Below are 15,152 nucleotides of genomic sequence, written 5' to 3'. Positions count from 1 at the left end.
AATGGCTGTCACAGGTCGTTGAACGTATCGACGTTCAGCACCTTCCCGAAGACAAGGAACACGTTGTTTCTATTGCGTTAAAGGTACCTTTGTACACCGATGATGAACTTGGAATTACGGTTGAAGAACGCTATCGGCACCGATCAAATCATTCAACAGTCACCGATTTCGCTAGATTCCTCGGTTGATCCACATCTGTGCCTTTGTGGACGGCGACGTGATAGGCTAGGAGTTGGACCGGGATGGAATAGAGGATTGGGGCGACAAAGGAATGAACGACAGGCATGGGGACTGAGGCCATGGAATGGTCGGCCATTTTTGAGCAGCCTGTTTGGTCGGCCATAAAGATGACGCGTCCCCCACGGGCAACAACTTCTTGGGTGTTGGAGGCTGTTTTTTCAAAATTGCTGTCACTGGGGGCCAAAACGATCACGGGGACGCTTTCGTCAATCAGGGCGATCGGGCCGTGTTTCATTTCTCCTGCGGCATAGCCTTCGGCATGAATATAGGAAATTTCCTTCAGTTTCAATGCCCCTTCCATAGCAATAGGAAAGGCTGCGCCACGTCCCAGATAAAGCACATCGCGAGCTTCTGCGACATTTTGGGCGATATCGCGCAAGGCTTTGTCATGGGTGAGAATTTCGGTGACACGGGCGGGGACTTCGGCAATGGCTTTACACAGGCTGGCTTCTGTATCTGCCTGAAGCGTACCCTTGGCCTTGGCCAGTGAAATGGCAAGGCAGGCCAATACGGTTAGTTGTGTTGTGAAGGCTTTGGTTGAGGCCACGCCGATTTCAGGCCCGGCGTGGGTGCGTAAAACCGCATGAGACTCCCGTTCCATGGAACTTTCGGGCACATTGACAATGGAAAGAATATGTTGGTCTTGTGATTTGGCATAACGAAGGGCAGCCAGAGTATCGGCGGTTTCCCCGGATTGGGAAATAAATAAGGCCAGGCCACCTTCAGGCATGGGGGCTTCACGGTAACGAAATTCTGAGGCCACATCAATTTCTACCCCGATGCGGGCATATTGTTCGATCCAATATTTGGCAACCAGTCCAGCATAAAAGGACGTGCCGCAGGCAACGATGGTAATGCGCGAGATATGGGCCAGTTCAAACGGGAAATCCGGCATGGAAATAGTCTGGTTGGTGGGGTTGAAGAAACCTGCCAGTGTGTCGCCAATGACCTGAGGCTGCTCGAAAATTTCCTTGAGCATGTAATGACGATGTTCACCCTTGCCAATCAGTGCTCCAGACATGGCGGTTTCACGAATGTCGCGGCTGACTTCGGTATCATTTTCATCATAAAAGGTTACGTTGTCACGACCGAGAACCACCCAGTCGCCCTCATCCAGATAGGCGATTTTCTTGGTAAGTGGAGCCAGAGCCATGGCATCGGAGCCGAGATACATTTCACCTTCGCCAAAGCCAACAGCCAAGGGGCTACCGCGACGTGCCCCGATTAAAAGATTATCTTCGCCGGCAAAAATAATCCCCAAGGCAAACGCACCTTCCAGTCGTTTGAGCGTGGTTTTTACGGCTTCAACAGGGGAAAGGCCATCGTTGAGGTAGCTGGTAATTAGGGTCGGAACAACTTCGCTATCGGTTTCTGAATAAAAGGAAAATCCTTTTTCAATCAGCTCGGCACGCAGTTCCTGAAAATTTTCAATAATGCCGTTATGTACCACGGCAACACGGCCTGTGGCATGGGGGTGGGCATTGGTTTTATTGGGAATGCCATGGGTGGCCCAGCGGGTATGGCCAATGCCGATGGTACCTGTGACGGGCTGTTCACCAAGGACTTTTTCAAGATTGACGATTTTGCCTTCAGCGCGGCGGCGTTCTATATGACCATTGGGCAAGGTGGCGATGCCTGCAGAATCATAACCGCGATATTCCAGACGTTTCAGCCCTTCCACCAGTAAGGGGGCTGCTTCTTTTTGACCGATAAAACCAACAATGCCACACATGAGTTATCTCACTTATTTCTTCTGTTTTGCTTTTTCAGCTTCTTGTTTGCTGCGAAACTTTGTTGCCCAACCATCAAAGTTCTTTTGCGGCGCACGCGTCAGGCTTAAATCCCCTGTCTTCACATCTTTGGATATGGTGCTACCTGCGCCAATATTGACCCCATCCCCAATATGAACAGGGGCGACAAGGGCAGTGTTGGAACCAATGAAAGCCTCAGCCCCGATATCGGTGTGATATTTGAAATAGCCATCATAGTTACAGGTGATCGTACCTGCCCCGATGTTGGCACCAGGCCCCACACGGGCATCACCGATATAGCTTAGATGATTGACCTTAGCACCTTCTTCGATCAGGGCTTTTTTAATCTCAACAAAATTGCCGACTTTCACCCCGTCTTTTAAATCAGCACCGGGGCGCAGACGGGCATAAGGTCCCATGGTGACACCACGTCCAACCCGGCAGTCTTCCAGATGGGAAAAGGCTTTGATGGTGACAAAATCATCAACCTTCACATTAGGGCCGAAGAAAACATTGGGTTCAACCACCACATCCTTGCCCAGTTTCGTATCAAAACTGAAATGAGTCGAGGACGGATCAAGCAAGGTTGCGCCATTGACCATTGCCTGATGGCGCAGCTGGTCTTGGATAAGGGCTTCGGCACGGGCCAGTTCCACGCGGGAATTAACGCCTAACAACTCATCTTCATTACCCTCTACAACAGCGCAATTGAGATTGTCTTCGCGTGCCAGGGCGACAATATCGGTCAGGTAATATTCACCGGCTGCATTGTCATTGGTGATGCGATCCAGCAGAGAAAAGAGCTTTTGCCCATTCACACACATGACTCCGGAATTACACAGGGGGATGGCGCGTTCTTCCTCGTTGGCATCTTTGAATTCAACAATGGCTTGCAGGGCATTGCTCTCATCTGTGACCAAGCGACCATAGGCACCGGGGGGGGCGGGTCGAAACCCCAAAACCACCACATCAGCATGGGTGCGGGCCTCAATCATGCGGGCAAAAGTATTCGGGGAGATCAATGGCGTATCGCCAAAAGCAATCAACACATGCTCTTCATCCCCAGCTACGACCTCTTTAGCCGCCAGTACGGCATGGCCTGTGCCCAAACGGTCAACTTGCACGGCTGTTTTATGCGGGGCAACCGCGCGTTCAAGGGCGGGCATGTCTGGGCCAATAACCGCAATAATTTCTTCCACGCCTGCCGTTTGCAAGTTGGCAATCACATGGTTGACCATGGGACGCCCTGCCAGAGGGTGCATCACTTTGGGCTTGGTGGATTTCATACGGGTGCCAAGGCCCGCAGCAAGAACAATCGCAGCTGATTTAGAAGAGGTCATCGAATGAAAAAACTTAGTTGATTGCAGTAAATTGACTGTCTTTTTAAGCTGAAAATGACCAAAGCGCAAATTCAAAGATTGTTACGATTTGCAACAGGGGTGTTATTTCCTGTCAAACAGGGCATTTGTAATTTTTTCAAGGGTGAGGGGAAGGTCCAGCGGCTTGGTGAGATATTCATCAAAGCCAGCAGCTTTTCCGCGTGCAAAGTCACTTTCCATAGCGTTGGCGCTTAAGGCAAATTTGGGGCAGGGTTGTGTGTTTTTTAATTTCTCAAACACACCATAGCCGTTAATGCCGGGCAGGTTGATATCAATCAGGATGAGGTCAAACTTCACATTCTGAGCAATGGCAATGCCTTCTTCCCCGTTTGGTGCACAGGTCATTTCAACATGGGGGATTTGTTTGACCAGTTCTTGTAAAACAAGGCGATTAGCCGCGTTGTCCTCGATATAGAGAATGCGTGAACGCTTTTCATTTTCCATAATCGGGGGAGATGCATTGACTTCTTCAAGGGGGGGCAGTTCATCCTGATTGATTAACCTTTCTGCCAACGGGATGAAGACACTGAAACAACTGCCTTCTCCCAGACGGCTTTCAACTTCAATTTTCCCATGCATGAGTTCCACAAGGTTTTTCGTAATGGTTAGACCGATGCCAGTGCCTTCAATTTCGCTATTTTCTTCTTTCAGTCGGCTGAATGGTTTGTACAGACAGCGCAAACCTTCCGGAGAAATGCCTTTGCCGGTATCTTTGATATCAAAACGCATATAGCGTCCCTGTGTGCTCATTTCCAGAAAGGCACGTCCGTCCTTTTTATTATATTTGGCGGCATTGGAAAGTAGATTGACCAGAACCTGTTTCAGGCGGACCGGGTCAGCATGGACTGTTTGTCGCCGTTCCATGATATTGTGGGGGACATCAAAATGAATGCCATAACTGTTCATGACAGGGCTGATCAGACTCATTGTATCATCGACCACAGGCCCAATGCGGAAATCTTCAAGTTGCAGGCTGACTTTCCCAGCCTCAATTTTTGCCAAATCCAAAATATCATTGATCAGTTCCAGGAGGTGCTTACCGCTTTTGATAATCTGGCTGATGTAATCTTTTTGATTGGCATTAAGAGGCGGGTCAGAAGGAAAGCTAAAGAGCTGGGCAAATCCCAAAATCCCGTTTAGAGGGGTGCGTAATTCATGGCTCATATGGGAAAGGAAATCGGATTTGGCTTGATTGGCCATTTCGGCTTCTTCTTTGGCGTGTTTGAGCTTTTTTTCACTTTTGCGCAAGGCGTTTTCGACCTGGCGGCGTTCTTCGATTTCGCGTTCCAAATTAACGGTGCGTTCTTGAACCCGTTCTTCTAAATGGTCACGGGCTTCTTTTAGGGCTTTTTCAGCGCGCTTGCGCTCAGAAATATCGCGTGCCTCCAAAATGCCATAGCGAATATGTTCGATTTCTACCCACTTAAAGTCGATGAGGTAATAGTTTTCGCTCTCATAATCAAAGGCTTCAAACAGGCGGGATTCATCTGCGCAATTTTCGATATTTTGCCAGATTTGCGGGGCAAGGTGGCTGTTGCCATCTTCCAGTTTGCGCGTGTCTTCGTGGTTAAGGGAAAACAGCTCTTTGGCTTTTTGATTTGAATCAACAATTTCATAAGTTTGCCCATCCAGAATGAGGAAGGCATTGGAGGCCAAATCAATGATCTTTTGAAAACGTTCAAGCTCACTGACATGGGCACGCAGTTGGGGGTAATAGTTTTTGCGTGCAGAACGTTCGCCCAGACCAACAATTTGGGCGAGCTGATCATTTTGGAGAGGGCGGGAATGATCAGAGTGCCTCTTCATAAACACACTCAATATCACGTCTGTTCGGGGTGCGCGGATTGGTAATCATACAGGGGTCAATCAGCGCATTTTCAGCCAGGTCAGGAATATCTGAAATTTTGACTCCTTTTGCTGCAAGCTTGTCTTTAATCCCAACAAGGCTTGATAAATCTTCAATTGCCTGCAAGACCCGTTTGGTCTTTTGCCCGGTCAGCATACCATCAAGTTGCAGGCCGAACTTGTGCCCCACAATGTCAAGGCGTTCCGGGACCTCGCGGGCATTAAATTCTACCACGTGGCGCAATAAAATCGCATTACATTCCCCATGGGGAAGGTCAAGCAAACCGCCCAGACTATGGGCCATGGCATGAACAGCACCCAGGCTTGCGTTGGAAAAGGCCAGTCCGGCATGCAAGCAGCCCATGGTTACGCTGGAGCGGGCTTCAAGATCATTGGGGTTTTCCATGACTTTGGGTAACGCATCCAGCAAGAAGTCCATCCCTTGTAAGGCATGCATGTCCGTCATAGAGGAATTGGCGCGGGAAAAATACGCTTCAATGGCATGGACCAGTGAATCCATCCCGGTGCAGGCTGTCAGATGCGCATCCATGGTCAGGCTGGTTTCCGGATCAATCAAAGAAACATCGGGGACCACGGTTTTACTGATGATCGCGTATTTACGATATTCTGCCATATTGGTGATGATGGAAAATTGCGAGACATCGGCTGCTGTGCCGCTGGTGGTTGGAATACAGATTAGGGGTGGACCGGGAATATTAACCTGATCAACCCCTTCGAATGTATCCACATGGGTTTCATTGGTGACAGCAATGCCAATCCCCTTGGCACAATCCATGGGACTGCCCCCGCCAATGGCGATAATCACGTCACAGCCATGTTGTTGATACACCTGTGCGCCTGCCATGACTTCTGTGTTACGTGGATTTGGGGTGACTTGATCAAAAACAATATGGTCGATATTTTCAGCAATCAATTCATTGACCACATCGCCAACCCATCCGGCTTCAATAACGCCGGGGTCGGTTACAACCAGTGCTTTGGTGCCTGCAAAATTATGGACATAGCGCGGGGCCAGTTTTCGCGCGCCAATACCGACAATAAATTCAGGGGCAACAAATTTGCGCAGCTCTTGGATATTCCCCATAGCGCACCTCCCTAGAGTTTTTGTATGTATTGTTCTTATTATTTGAATATATTGTGAATTCTACGCGATTTTGAACGATTTGTATATGAGCTGAAACGATAGGATACCATGAAGCCCAAAGCCATTATTTTTGATTTGGACGGGACATTGATTGATAGTGCCCCGGACTTGCGCACAGCCTGTAATAAACTGTTGACCCAATATGGGCGTCGTTTGATTTCGATTGATGAAACCATGACGTTTGTTGGCAATGGGGCCCCTAAACTGATTGAACGGGCTTTTCGTGCCACAGGTACAGAAGCAACATCGGAAGATATTCCAAAGCTGACACAGGAATTTTTGCAGTTTTACGATGGTCATGAGGCTGACGAGACCTGCCTTTATGAGGGCGGCGAAGAGACGCTGGCAAGCTTGCAAAATAAAGGGTATCGACTGGCGTTATGTACCAATAAGCCCAAACAGCCGACGTTGAACTTGCTGGGTGATCTAAAGATTGCGGATCATTTCGAACTGGTCGTTGGTGGTGATGAGCTGGAACGCAAGAAACCTGATCCGCAAATGATCCATTTTGTTTTAAACGAAATGGGGCTTGAGGCAGGAGACGCGATCATGATTGGTGACAGCTCCAATGATATTGAAGCGGCGAAAAACGCCAACATGCGCAATATCGCCGTGTCTTATGGCTATCGCAAAGTCCCGGTTGAAGACTTGGGCGCGGACCATGTCGTGGACCACATCAGCGATATTGTTGCGATTATTGAGGCACAATAGGTCCTGTAAGCCTAGCGTTTTTGGGCCCCTTTTTTGCCTTTAAAATTGCGTCGGCCTTTTCCGGCATGGGTGGTGAGGAATTCCTGTTTTTTATGTTTGCGACCAGTGCGTGAACCTTCCCCCCCTTTGCCGCCGGTCCCTTTTGGTTGCCAGCTGGGGACAAGATGCTTTTTACTGTTACCAATTAGGTCTGCACGGCCCATTTTTTTCAGGGCCTCACGTAAAAGCGGCCAGTTTTCGGCATCATGATAGCGCAAGAACGCTTTATGTAGGCGGCGTTGTTTCAGTCCTTTGGCTGTCGAAACAAACTCAGATCCGCGACGGCGCACGGGCTTGATCGGGTTGCGTTCAGAATAATACATGGCCGTGGCGATGGACATGGGGGTCGGCGTAAAGGCTTGCACCTGATCTGCACGATAATTATGACGTTTCAGCCAAAGCGCCAAATTCATCATGTCTTCATCTGAACAGCCGGGATGGGCCGCAATAAAATAGGGGATGAGGTAATATTCCTTGCCCGCTTTTTTCGCGGCTGCATCAAACATCTGTTTGAATTTATCATAAGAGCCAATGCCCGGTTTCATCATTTTTGAAAGCGGTGCATCCTCGGTATGTTCCGGGGCAATTTTTAGATAGCCGCCCACATGATGGGTGACGAGTTCTTTGATATAGGTCGGGCTTTTCACTGCCAAATCATAACGAAGACCGGAGCCAATGGAGATTTTTTTGACACCGGGTACAGCCCGCGCTTTTCGATAAAGTTCAATCAGGCTTTCATGACTGGTATTCAGGTTCTTGCAGATTGAGGGAAAGACACAAGACAGGCGACGACAGGTATTCTGGATTTTCTCATCTTTACAGGCCAGACGATACATATTGGCTGTCGGGCCACCCAGATCAGAAATTTGCCCCTTAAACCCATCAACCTTGTCACGCATGTCTTCAATTTCATGCAAGACTGACTCATGGCTGCGGTTTTGGATGATGCGTCCTTCATGTTCTGTGATGGAACAGAATGAACAGCCACCAAAACAGCCGCGCATAATATTGATGGAAAATTTAATCATATCCCAGGCTGGAATGCGGGCTTCGCCATAAGAGGGGTGGGGTTTGCGTGCATAAGGATGCCCAAAGACCCAATCCATTTCTTTTGTCGACAGTGGCAGGGGCGGTGGGGTGATCCAAACATCGCGCTTGCCATGGGCTTGTATGATGGGTCGTGCGTTGCCGGGATTGCTTTCTAAATGCAAGACACGCGAGGCTTGGGCATAAAGCTCTTTATCATCGCGCACGGTTTCATAAGAGGGAATGCGCACGACAATTTTTTCATTGTTATGTGTATCGCGCACAAGGGCTTCATCAATGGAAGATTGGTCCATTTCTGTCCAGTCATCCTGTGAAGCATCACGCATCAAGGCGCAGCCGCGAAGATCGAAAAATGTTTTCGGATCTTCATCCTTGGCAATGCGATGGGCAACGTCAATCAGGGCACGTTCAGCATTGCCATAAAGCAAGAGGTCTGCCTTACTATCCATCAAGATGGACCGACGTACCTTATCGGACCAATAATCAAAATGGGCGATACGCCGCAAGGAGGCTTCAATCCCGCCAATGATAATAGGCACATTCTTATAAGCTTCACGACAGCGCTGGGAATAGACCACAACGGCACGGTCCGGGCGTTTGCCCCCCTCATCATCCGGGGTGTAGCTGTCATTGGAACGAATGCGACGATCTGCTGTATAGCGATTGACCATACTGTCCATATTGCCGGAGGTGACGCCGAAAAACAGATTTGGCTTGCCCAGTACCTTAAATGGGTCGGTGGTTTGCCAGTCCGGCTGGGCAATGATGCCGACGCGAAAACCTTGTGCCTCTAGCGTGCGGCCAATCACGGCCATGCCAAAGCTGGGATGATCTACATAGGCATCGCCTGTGACCAAAATAATATCGCAGCTGTCCCAGCCCAATTCATCCATTTCCGCACGTGACATGGGCAGAAACGGTGCCACACCAAAGCGGTGGGCCCAATATTTACGATAACTTGTCAGCTCTTTGGCTGTGTTCTTATATGGGGACTGCATGATCTTACATAGCTGTATATAGTCAGTGTTGTCTTCTAACGAGATTAAAGGCTGATTACCAGTTAAATCCGACTGATCTTGTCGGTTTTCAAGTCCAGAAGAGTAAAAAAAGAGGGCGCGTTTCTACATGGGGGGTATGAGATGCTGAAACTCAATAAGAATAAAGCCATTTGCGCACTGGCTGATGCCTTGGATTATGTGGGGGTGGATGACCTCTATCATGGGCACCGTGTTGGGGCCATGGCGATGCAGCTTGTCAAAAAACTGGGTTGGTCAGACCTTGAATGTCTTGGTGCCGCACATTTGGGCATGTTGCATGATTGCGGTGTGTCATCTTCACAGGAACATGGCAACCTGACCATGGAAATGGAATGGTCGCGAGCCAAGGAACATTGTGCGCGCGGCGCTGAATACCTTGGTCAGTCAAGCTTGCTGGAACAATTTGCAGTTCCTGTGCTGTATCATCATGATCGTTGGGAAGAATTGCAGGATGTGGATATTTCTGATCGTGATAAACGTTTGGCCAATCTGATCTTTATGGCAGATCGCATTGATGTATTGGCTGCGCAGGAACGTCGCCGGGACCCGCTGCACAATCCGTTGATCCTGTTAAAGTCAGGTATCTTTAACCAGATTAAAAAGTTCAGTGGGACGTTGTTTGATCCGGAGTTGGTTGAGCTGTTTCTGGATGTGGGACAAACCGATGCCTTCTGGTTTTCCTGTAGCCCGGAGGTGATGCAAAATCTGTTGGATGACTTTGACCATGTGGATGATGAAATGGAAGTCAGTGGTGATGAGGTCCGGAGCTTTGCCCGTCTGGTTGGGCGGATTATTGATGCCAAAAGTGCCTTCACTCAAGACCATTCTGTCAAGGTTGCCCGTTTGTCACGACGGATGGGCAGCATATGTGGTTTAAGTGAAGCCGATTTGGCCGACCTTGAAATTGCTGGATTATTACATGATGCAGGCAAATTGCGCGTACCCGATGAAATTCTGGATAAGCCCGGCCCCTTGAATGCACAGGAACGCGCCGTTATCCGTCGACACAGTTTTGATTCAGCCATGGTGTTACATAATTTGATTCCAAACAGCCGGATTACCAATTGGGTTGCCATGCACCATGAACGCTGGGATGGGTCCGGTTATCCTTACAGTTTGAAAAAGGACCAACTGGACCGCGAGGCACAAATTTTGGCGCTTTGTGATGAATTTCAGGCTCTGGTGCAATGCCGCCCTTATCGTGACAGCCTCCCCCCGGCCAAAGTCATGGAAATTATGAATCAGGACACCGCCAAAGGAGCTTTTGACCCGGAGTTGATGGATATCTTGCGCACTCATCTGGATGAGTTTTATGAAATTGCGCGTTAATGCCTATGCTTGGAAAGTCTTTGGGGCTGGAACAAATTCGGGTGTTTTCTACGTTATCAAGACCTGCTGGCAAAAGTAGCAGATGGTAAACCAATGGAGTGCACAGGTAATACGCCAAGTTTATTGAGGTCCATCATGACTTGTTTGAAGATATCAACCGCCTTGTCCATATCTGTTAATTGACTGGAACTTCCAATGGCCCCCAGAATAACAGATTGAAATTCGTCGATTGTGCTGGCACCGCTGGAATGAAGCTGACAGACAAGATCGTGCAGGTTGACGCCATACAGGCTTTGGTCTTCCTGATAAGGGCAGATAATAAGCTTGCCTGCAATTTCCAGATATTCCTGAGATTGGTACATCTTAGCCGTAATTCGAATCATAAGTTTATTTTTTAGAACAGTAATAAATTATGACGTGTGCAGGCATCACTCAAATGGGTGAGGGGGCGTTCTTATGTATCTGTAGGGCTATCTTTTGGTATTTCTTCTTTGGGTAAAGGAAGGATATCACCAAAAAAGTCATCCAGTAACTTTTCCAGCTGGTCGGCTTTTTTGCGGATATAGGGTTTACTTTCTCCAATGCCAACCCGGCCAACGCATTGGGCTTCACCACCTGCACATTGGGCAATGCAAGTTGCCTTGGCTGGCGTACTTTCCAGGTTACGACAGTCTTGAATGCAGCGGTCATGAGCGGCAATGCATCCTTCCAGTGTTTCTCCTTTGCCAAAGGCAGGAAAGCTGAATGTGATGGCCACCAGATATAAAACGAACTTTTTCATATCGCACCTCTGTCTGTTGTTATCAGAGTTACATAAGTCTTTGTTCGTAATCATATCTTAAACCAATAAGCTTTGTCTATTTCACAGAAAAGAGAGTCAACACAATCGTGATGGAATGGTATAGTTGAATAAAGCTTTTGGCGATTTGCCTAGAGTAGTCCCCATATGGGGATATACGTATGGCCTGTTTCCTCTTAATTTACACGAAAAATACGTTGGGTACGTGTGAGTAGGAAGGGCGCGGACCGTGAAAAAGATCGTGTGGAACGGAAAAAAATATGACATTGGTGATGATGCTTTAAATCGGCAGAATCAGCGTGTCGCCGATATTATTAATCTCTGTCTTCATAATCCAGAACTTCTGGAAGATGCGGATTATCGGGCCAATGTGATTGGTGAATTGATGGAATATTCAGCCGATTATCTCTCTTACAAGGAAAACTTGTTGAAAGATATCGGATGTATTGCACTGATGAACCATTCCAAGCTTCATTGGCGCTATTTGGAAGAATTATCCAGTCTGGCTTCTCGAATTGAAAAGCAGGAAAGCGAGTTTGCGCTGGAATTAATGGAATTCTTGTCTTACTGGTGGAGCAAGCAAATCCTGATTGAAGAGATGAAATGTCGTGGGTGCATTCAGGCGGGTGAAAAAGTCACGTTGGATCAAAATTGTAACATTGGGTCTCAGGAAGAAAGTGCGTTCAGTCCGCATACGTCTGTTGAACATGCAATTTACAGGTCCATCATCGACAAAATATCAAAATAGCGACAACGGTTGCAATCGTATGTTTTGAAAGCTTGCCGCCTCGTGTGAAATCATATATGGGTATTCGCCTATTTTGTGATTTTACGCCTTAAATGAGGATGCATATGTGGTGGCAAACAGCTGGAACAACCCTTGCCATTATTGGTTTGGCCGAAATTGGTGATAAAAGCCAATTGGTTTGCATGGCGCTGGCCGCAAAACATGGGCGGGTCAGGCCGGTTTTATTCGGTGCAATCAGCGCGTTTGCCATCTTGAATGCCTTGGCGGTGGTCTTTGGCGGGGCCTTGGCAGATTGGTTACCACAGGAATGGATTTTAGGTGTTGTCACCGTACTCTTTGCGGGCTTTGGCTTACATTCCTTGTTTGCTTCAGCTGATGAAGAGGAAGAAGACACTGTGGAAACAAAGGCTCATAGTCTTTTTGTCACCACTTTCTTGATGATTTTTCTGGCTGAACTTGGGGATAAAACGCAAATCGCAGTTGCGGGTCTGGCCGGGCTTTATCCGATCCTGTTTGTCTGGTTGGGGGCAACCGTTGCGCTTGCTTTGACCTCTGTTCTAGGTGTGATTGCGGGTAAAAAGGTTCTACGATATTTGCCCTTGATCTGGCTTCATCGCTGTGCAGGTGTTCTCTTCCTCACAATGTCTGCATTTTCAGCCTGGTCATTGTTTGGATACTTGTCTTAGAAAGCGGGTCTAAGCTTATTTTCAAGGTGCTTTTGAATGGCTGCGGGCCATTTCGGCAATGGCGTGTTCTTCCAGAAAACGGGTGAGATAGTCATAAGCCTCATCCACATCATCGCAGAAACGGATAAGCTCCAAATCTTCCGCGCTGATGGTGCCGTATTTGACTAGAGCATCCAGATTAACCACGTCATCCCAGAATTCTTTTCCATAAAGGACAATGGGTAGTTTTTTGCTGACTTTATCAGTTTGAATCAAGGTCAGGGCTTCAAACAATTCATCCATGGTACCAAAACCACCGGGGAAAGCGACCATGGCTTTTGCCAGATACATGAACCAGAATTTACGCATGAAGAAATAGCGAAATTCAAAGGCAAGCTGGCGGGTAATATAAGGGTTTTGACCTTGTTCAAAGGGTAGGGTGATGTTAAAGCCCATATTCAGCCCCTTGGCTTCTGAGGCACCACGGTTTCCGGCTTCCATAATGCCCGGTCCGCCACCCGTACAAAGCACAAAGCGTTTTTTGCTGCCTTCCAGTGCCTTGGACCATTCGGTCAAACGTCGTCCCAGTTCGCGAGCATCTTCATAATAGCGCGACATATGAAGGTCCATTTCAGCACGTGCTACATCGCCATTGCTTTTCTTGGCTTCTGCGAGTTGTTCTTCTGCCACATCGCGGGGAAGAGTGCGGGCGGAGCCGAAAAAGATGATGGTATCTTCAACGTTGTTGGCCTCAAAACGGGCATCCGGTTCGATATATTCAGACAGGATGCGTAAGGCACGCCCTTCACGCCCTTCAATGAAATGGGTGTTCAGGTAAGCTTGAACCGGGGGATAGGGGGAGTCGACCATGGGAAACCTCTTTTTTATTCTTCATTCCATAATATATTGGGATTGTTAGGGTCAGAACCTATGAATTTATTGCGTTTGGTTTGTAAAAAATGTCGCAAGGCAAGGAAATGACTTGCAGGAAGAGTATTCTCTTTCAAAAGTCATTGACGTGGTCTTTGCGTCATTTTCTACAAATCCCGAAGGGACGGGCTAAAAATAAAGCTGGCTCGCGTTATAAAACTCTTGCAGTGGAAGGCACTGCGGCAAGTTTCATGCCTAATCCACCTTTATTTTTAGCGCCGCCAAACTCAGTAAATTCATAGGTTCTGACCCTAAGGAATTAGCAACTTAATTTTTTAGGGGCTGAAGTAGCTAAGAACTGAAAGAGGTTCTATAATGGCTACGATGTACACTCGAAAAAGTCGCCTGACATCACGTCAGCAAAGCAAGCTTATTGAGCATTTTGTCGCAGGCAGCACTGCCCGAGCGACTGCTGAGATTGTTGGCGTGCAGGCGAACATGGCGATCCGCTTCTTCATGCGGCTTCGCCAATTGATTGCCAGCAAGTTGCCGAGCTATCGTTTGCAAGGCGAGATTGAAGCTGATGAAAGTTATTTTGGCGGTGTCCGTAAAGGAAAACGAGGTCGTGGTGCTGGCGGCAAAGTGGCTGTGTTTGGCCTTTTAAAGCGGGGTGGCAAGGTCTATACGGCAATCATTCCCAATGCAAAGACAGAGACGCTGTTACCGATTATTCAGGAGAAGGTCGAGCCTGACAGTATCGTCTATACCGATACGTTCGGTGCCTACAACGCACTGGATGTTTCAGACTTCCATCACCGTCGCATCAACCATTCCAAACTCTTTGCAGACAAACAAAATCACATCAATGGCATTGAGAATTTCTGGAATCAGGCAAAGCGGCATATGCGAAGATTCAATGGTATCAAACCTGACCATTTCTACTGGTTTCTCAAGGAGTGTGAATGGCGTTTCAATGGAGGCAACCACGCAGACCTCCTAAAGCAGCTGAAAATATGGTATAAACAGGCTAAACATTAACCCTTAGCTACTTCAGCCCCATTTTTTATTTCCCAGCGATTTGCTGCGGCGTCATCAGCTTCGCGGGCATCAACCCAGCTGCCCGCCCCGTCCTGGTCTTCTTCCAATTTCCAGAAGGGGGCCTTTGTTTTCAGGAAATCCATTAGGAATTCAGCGGCTTCAAACGCCGCCTTGCGGTGGGCTGATGCGGTGACGACCAAGACAATGTTTTCTCCTGGTTCCATGCGGCCATAACGGTGAATGATCAAGACATCTTCCAAGGGCCAGCGGTCTTGCGCAATGGCTTCAATCTCTTCCAGCTTCTTTTCCGTCATGCCCGGATAATGTTCCAGCGTCATGGCGGAAACACGTACTTCATCTTCTTTGGTATGTTGGAAATCGCGTACCAGTCCCACGAAGGAACAAATCCCGCCAATGGCTGTGTTGCCTTTGCTTAGCGCGTTGATTTCTGCACCCACATCGAAATTTTCTGCCTGTACCCGGATCATG

The 15,152-nt window shown here is 48.1% G+C and carries 14 protein-coding genes; 5 read left to right on the top strand and 9 right to left on the bottom strand.

Annotation, left to right across the window (positions count from 1 at the left end; translation table 11 throughout):
* Positions 1–148 precede the first annotated feature (148 nt).
* The 4 genes from glmS to ercA all read right to left on the bottom strand — a co-directional run bounded on the left by glmS (position 149) and on the right by ercA (position 6,320).
* Complete coding sequence (glmS, locus tag E4K71_RS13695) at positions 149–1,972, bottom strand: glutamine--fructose-6-phosphate transaminase (isomerizing) (protein WP_135080518.1); 1,824 nt, start codon at positions 1,970–1,972, stop codon at positions 149–151.
* A gap of 12 nt (positions 1,973–1,984) precedes the next feature.
* Positions 1,985–3,331, bottom strand: coding sequence for a bifunctional UDP-N-acetylglucosamine diphosphorylase/glucosamine-1-phosphate N-acetyltransferase GlmU (gene glmU / locus E4K71_RS13690; protein ID WP_135080516.1), 1,347 nt, complete (start codon positions 3,329–3,331; stop codon positions 1,985–1,987).
* A 102-nt stretch (positions 3,332–3,433) separates the two neighbouring features.
* The gene (locus tag E4K71_RS13685; protein WP_135080510.1) at positions 3,434–5,176 is read right to left on the bottom strand and encodes an ATP-binding protein; all 1,743 of its coding nucleotides are present in this window, start codon (positions 5,174–5,176) and stop codon (positions 3,434–3,436) included.
* Entirely contained in the window at positions 5,160–6,320 is a 1,161-nt protein-coding gene (ercA, locus tag E4K71_RS13680) for an alcohol dehydrogenase-like regulatory protein ErcA (RefSeq protein ID WP_135080508.1), read from the bottom strand. Before ercA ends, E4K71_RS13685 begins: the two co-directional genes overlap by 17 nt.
* A 108-nt stretch (positions 6,321–6,428) precedes the next feature.
* On the opposite strand from ercA, the gene E4K71_RS13675 reads away from it, so the two are divergent.
* A complete protein-coding gene (locus tag E4K71_RS13675) occupies positions 6,429–7,091 on the top strand; it encodes a phosphoglycolate phosphatase (protein ID WP_135080506.1) in 663 nt (220 codons plus the stop codon).
* 11 nt (positions 7,092–7,102) lie between these two features.
* On the opposite strand, the gene E4K71_RS13670 is transcribed toward E4K71_RS13675, so the two are convergent.
* The gene (locus E4K71_RS13670) at positions 7,103–9,175 is read right to left on the bottom strand and encodes a YgiQ family radical SAM protein (RefSeq protein ID WP_135080504.1); all 2,073 of its coding nucleotides are present in this window, start codon (positions 9,173–9,175) and stop codon (positions 7,103–7,105) included.
* Positions 9,176–9,316: 141 nt separating this feature from the next.
* Between E4K71_RS13670 and E4K71_RS13665 the strand changes: the two genes are divergently transcribed.
* The gene (locus E4K71_RS13665; RefSeq protein WP_135080502.1) at positions 9,317–10,543 is read left to right on the top strand and encodes an HD domain-containing phosphohydrolase; all 1,227 of its coding nucleotides are present in this window, start codon (positions 9,317–9,319) and stop codon (positions 10,541–10,543) included.
* Between the two features lie 56 nt (positions 10,544–10,599).
* On the opposite strand, the gene E4K71_RS13660 is transcribed toward E4K71_RS13665, so the two are convergent.
* Positions 10,600–10,926, bottom strand: a complete 327-nt coding sequence (locus tag E4K71_RS13660) for a hypothetical protein (RefSeq protein ID WP_135080500.1) — start codon at positions 10,924–10,926, stop codon at positions 10,600–10,602.
* Positions 10,927–10,997: 71 nt separating this feature from the next.
* The gene (locus E4K71_RS13655; RefSeq protein ID WP_135080498.1) at positions 10,998–11,324 is read right to left on the bottom strand and encodes a hypothetical protein; all 327 of its coding nucleotides are present in this window, start codon (positions 11,322–11,324) and stop codon (positions 10,998–11,000) included.
* Between the two features lie 247 nt (positions 11,325–11,571).
* Here E4K71_RS13655 and E4K71_RS13650 point away from each other — a divergent pair, with 247 nt between their 5' ends.
* On the top strand, positions 11,572–12,090 hold the full coding sequence (locus E4K71_RS13650) for a hemerythrin family protein (protein WP_135080496.1): 519 nt from the start codon (positions 11,572–11,574) through the stop codon (positions 12,088–12,090).
* 104 nt (positions 12,091–12,194) lie between these two features.
* Positions 12,195–12,776: a TMEM165/GDT1 family protein gene (locus E4K71_RS13645; RefSeq protein WP_206201910.1), complete on the top strand. Its 582-nt coding sequence runs from the start codon at positions 12,195–12,197 to the stop codon at positions 12,774–12,776.
* Between the two features lie 21 nt (positions 12,777–12,797).
* Here the strand turns inward: E4K71_RS13645 and E4K71_RS13640 are convergent, their stop codons facing one another.
* On the bottom strand, positions 12,798–13,625 hold the full coding sequence (locus E4K71_RS13640; RefSeq protein WP_135080492.1) for a TIGR00730 family Rossman fold protein: 828 nt from the start codon (positions 13,623–13,625) through the stop codon (positions 12,798–12,800).
* Positions 13,626–14,009: 384 nt separating this feature from the next.
* Here E4K71_RS13640 and E4K71_RS13635 point away from each other — a divergent pair, with 384 nt between their 5' ends.
* Positions 14,010–14,663, top strand: coding sequence for an IS1595 family transposase (locus E4K71_RS13635; protein WP_135082029.1), 654 nt, complete (start codon positions 14,010–14,012; stop codon positions 14,661–14,663).
* Here E4K71_RS13635 and E4K71_RS13630 read toward each other — a convergent pair.
* Positions 14,660–15,151 (bottom strand): molybdenum cofactor biosynthesis protein MoaE, encoded by a 492-nt coding sequence (locus tag E4K71_RS13630; RefSeq protein ID WP_135080490.1) that lies wholly within the window; start codon positions 15,149–15,151, stop codon positions 14,660–14,662. The genes E4K71_RS13635 and E4K71_RS13630 overlap by 4 nt on opposite strands.
* Position 15,152 lies beyond the last annotated feature (1 nt).

The organism is Terasakiella sp. SH-1 (genome assembly GCF_004564135.1).
Classification (GTDB): domain Bacteria; phylum Pseudomonadota; class Alphaproteobacteria; order Rhodospirillales; family Terasakiellaceae; genus Terasakiella.
This window is presented reverse-complemented; position numbering and strand designations above follow the sequence as displayed.

What these genes read in the sequence shown, in the direction of transcription:
- E4K71_RS13640 (WP_135080492.1), bottom strand. Translation starts at nt 13,625, where the DNA reads ATGGTCGACTCCCCCTATCCCCCGGTTCAAGCTTACCTGAACACCCAT.
- ercA (WP_135080508.1), bottom strand. Translation starts at nt 6,320, where the DNA reads ATGGGGAATATCCAAGAGCTGCGCAAATTTGTTGCCCCTGAATTTATT.
- E4K71_RS13655 (WP_135080498.1), bottom strand. Translation starts at nt 11,324, where the DNA reads ATGAAAAAGTTCGTTTTATATCTGGTGGCCATCACATTCAGCTTTCCT.
- E4K71_RS13630 (WP_135080490.1), bottom strand. Translation starts at nt 15,151, where the DNA reads ATGATCCGGGTACAGGCAGAAAATTTCGATGTGGGTGCAGAAATCAAC.
- glmU (WP_135080516.1), bottom strand. Translation starts at nt 3,331, where the DNA reads ATGACCTCTTCTAAATCAGCTGCGATTGTTCTTGCTGCGGGCCTTGGC.
- E4K71_RS13645 (WP_206201910.1), top strand. Translation starts at nt 12,195, where the DNA reads ATGTGGTGGCAAACAGCTGGAACAACCCTTGCCATTATTGGTTTGGCC.
- E4K71_RS13685 (WP_135080510.1), bottom strand. Translation starts at nt 5,176, where the DNA reads ATGAAGAGGCACTCTGATCATTCCCGCCCTCTCCAAAATGATCAGCTC.
- E4K71_RS13670 (WP_135080504.1), bottom strand. Translation starts at nt 9,175, where the DNA reads ATGCAGTCCCCATATAAGAACACAGCCAAAGAGCTGACAAGTTATCGT.
- E4K71_RS13675 (WP_135080506.1), top strand. Translation starts at nt 6,429, where the DNA reads ATGAAGCCCAAAGCCATTATTTTTGATTTGGACGGGACATTGATTGAT.
- E4K71_RS13660 (WP_135080500.1), bottom strand. Translation starts at nt 10,926, where the DNA reads ATGATTCGAATTACGGCTAAGATGTACCAATCTCAGGAATATCTGGAA.
- E4K71_RS13665 (WP_135080502.1), top strand. Translation starts at nt 9,317, where the DNA reads ATGCTGAAACTCAATAAGAATAAAGCCATTTGCGCACTGGCTGATGCC.
- E4K71_RS13635 (WP_135082029.1), top strand. Translation starts at nt 14,010, where the DNA reads ATGTACACTCGAAAAAGTCGCCTGACATCACGTCAGCAAAGCAAGCTT.
- glmS (WP_135080518.1), bottom strand. Translation starts at nt 1,972, where the DNA reads ATGTGTGGCATTGTTGGTTTTATCGGTCAAAAAGAAGCAGCCCCCTTA.